Below are 2562 nucleotides of genomic sequence, written 5' to 3' on the forward strand. Positions count from 1 at the left end.
GTGGTGGCCGGCATGTACGGCAACGTGCTCAACCTCAGCCACCTGGCGCACCTGCTGGGTGAAGACCGGCCGTTCTACGCCTTGCAGGCACGTGGCCTGTATGGCGACACCGCGCCCCACGAGAGCTTTGAAGAAGCCGCCACCGACTACCTCACCGAGGTGCTGCAGGTGCAGCCGCAAGGCCCTTATCTGCTGGGTGGCTTTTCGGGCGGCGGCCTGATCGCCTTCGAGATGGCGCGCCAGCTGCTGGCGCGCGGCGAGCAGGTGTTGGGCGTGCTGATGCTCGACACCCCCGCGCGCGAGATCCCCCACTTCAGCCTGAGCGACAAGCTTTCGATGCTGGTGCAGAGCGCACAGCGCGAAGGCCTGGGCATCGTCAAGCAGAAGATCGCCTCGCGCATCGAATGGGAAAAGGAAAAACGCCGCCGTCGCCAGCAGCCCGCCAAAGCCAATGGCGCGGCCGATAACTCGCCCAACTTCCAGTCCAAGCGCATTGGTGATGCTTTCTTGCGCAGCCTGGTCAAGTACCAGATCCCCCAGGTGCCCGTGCATGTGGCCGTGTTCCGGCCCAAGCTCGATGTGAAGTTCAAGCTGAGTGGCGAGCGCCTGGTCGACTCGTACCGCAACTACGTGCGTGCCGACAACTTCTGGACTCCTCACGTGGCCCAGCTGGAGGTGTTCGAGGTGCCGGGCAACCACGACAACATGGTGCTGGAACCCAACGTGCGTGTGCTCGTCTCGCTGCTCAGGCGGGTCATCGACGGAGTCAGCAAGGGGAAGACGACATGACAAGCGGCAAGAAGCTCTACGAGCTCGGCGAGATGCCACCCCTCGGCCACGTGCCCGAGCAGATGTATGCGAGCGTCATCCGCAGCGAGCGTTACGGCCAGCCGCGCGGCGCCTTCCAGATCGAAGTGGTCGACGTGCCCCAAGCCGGCCCCAAGCAGGTGCTCGTGTGGGTGATGGCCGCGGGCATCAACTACAACAACGTGTGGGCCGCACTCGGCACGCCGGTTGACGTGATCGCCGCGCGCCGCAAGGGCAACCCGGCCGAGCCGGCCTTCCACATCGGCGGGTCCGATGCCTCGGGCATCGTCTGGGCCGTGGGCGCTGAGGTGAGCAAGGTGAAGATCGGCGACGAGGTCGTGCTCTCGTGCGCCACCTGGGATCAAAACGCGCCCGACATCCAGGCCGGTGCCGACCCCATCACCAGCACCAGCGCCAGGATCTGGGGCTACGAAGAAAACTGGGGTTCGTTTGCGCAGTTCACGCGCGTTGATGAATACCAGTGCCACCCCAAGCCGCCGAAGCTCTCGTGGGAAGCGGCGGCGGCCTACATGCTGGTCGGCGCGACCGCCTACCGCCAGCTGATGGGCTGGGCGCCCAACATCGTGAAAGAAGGTGACCCGGTGCTGATCTGGGGTGGCTCGGGCGGCCTCGGTTCGATGGCGATCCAGATCGTCAAGGCCAAGGGCGGCATCCCGATCGCGGTGGTGTCGTCCGAGGGCCGCATGGAGCACTGCTACAAGCTCGGTGCCAAGGGCGTGATCAACCGCACCGACCCGGCCTTCACCCACTGGGGCCGCCTGCCTGACACCAACGATGCCGAAGGCTACGCCGAGTGGATGAAGGGCGCCAATGCCTTCCGCAAGAAGTGGTCCGAGGTGCTCGGCTCGCGCCAGGGACCGCGCATCGTGCTTGAGCACCCGGGCGAGTCGACCATCCCGACCTCGGTGCTGCTGTGCGACAACGCCGGCATGATCGTCATCTGCGCCGGCACCACTGGCTACAACGCCGATGTGGACCTGCGCTACCTGTGGATGCGCCAGAAACGTTTGCAAGGCTCGCACTTCGCCAACGCCGAGCAGTGCGGTGAGCTCAATGACATGGTGATTGCCGGCCAGGTCGATCCGGCGCTGTCGCGCACCTTCGCCTTTGATGAAGTGGGCACCGCGCACCAGCTGATGCACGAGAACACCCACCCGCCGGGCAACATGGCGATCCGGGTGAACGCACTCGCATGAGTTCAGAGGTCAGCCCCGGACGACTGCTCATTTCCATCGTCGCGTGGAAGGGAGCCGACCTCACGATCGATTGCCTTCGGTCCATCGAGCCTGAGCTGAGCTCGGTGCCGGGCGCACGGGTCATCGTGGTCGACAACGCCTCGCCCGATGACTCGGCCGACCGCGTGGCGCAGGCCATTGCGCAGAACCACTGGGGTGCCTGGGCCAGGCTGATCCGCGCGCCCAGCAATGGCGGCTTTGCGGCAGGCAACAACGTCGCCATCCGCGAGATGCTGGCCGAGGCGCAGCCGGCCGAGTTCTGCCTGCTGCTGAACCCCGATACACTGGTGCGGCCGGGTGCCTTGCGCATCCTGCTCGACTTCCTCATCGCCCACCCCCAGGTCGGCATCGCCGGAGGCCGAAGCGAAGATCTCGATGCCACGCCGCAGATGTGCTGCTTCCGCTTCCCCAACGCCATCAACGAGTGGTTGGGCTACCTCGGTATCGGCGTGCTCGACCGGGTGTTCAAGCGCCACCTCACGCGCCTGGGCGTGCCCGA

General features: G+C 65.8%; 3 protein-coding genes. All 3 read left to right on the forward strand.

Annotation, left to right across the window (positions count from 1 at the left end):
* A partial coding sequence (locus RMO40_RS18060; RefSeq protein WP_309724382.1) for an alpha/beta fold hydrolase occupies positions 1–789 on the forward strand: 789 nt, incomplete at its 5' end.
* Positions 786–2024 carry a crotonyl-CoA carboxylase/reductase gene (gene ccrA, locus RMO40_RS18065; RefSeq protein WP_309724385.1) on the forward strand — a complete coding sequence of 413 codons (1239 nt, stop codon included), beginning with the start codon at positions 786–788 and terminating at the stop codon, positions 2022–2024. The genes RMO40_RS18060 and ccrA, both read left to right, overlap by 4 nt.
* A partial coding sequence (locus RMO40_RS18070; protein ID WP_309724387.1) for a glycosyltransferase occupies positions 2021–2562 on the forward strand: 542 nt, incomplete at its 3' end. The genes ccrA and RMO40_RS18070, both read left to right, overlap by 4 nt.

The organism is Rhizobacter sp. (assembly GCF_031412075.1).
GTDB lineage: Bacteria > Pseudomonadota > Gammaproteobacteria > Burkholderiales > Burkholderiaceae_C > Rhizobacter.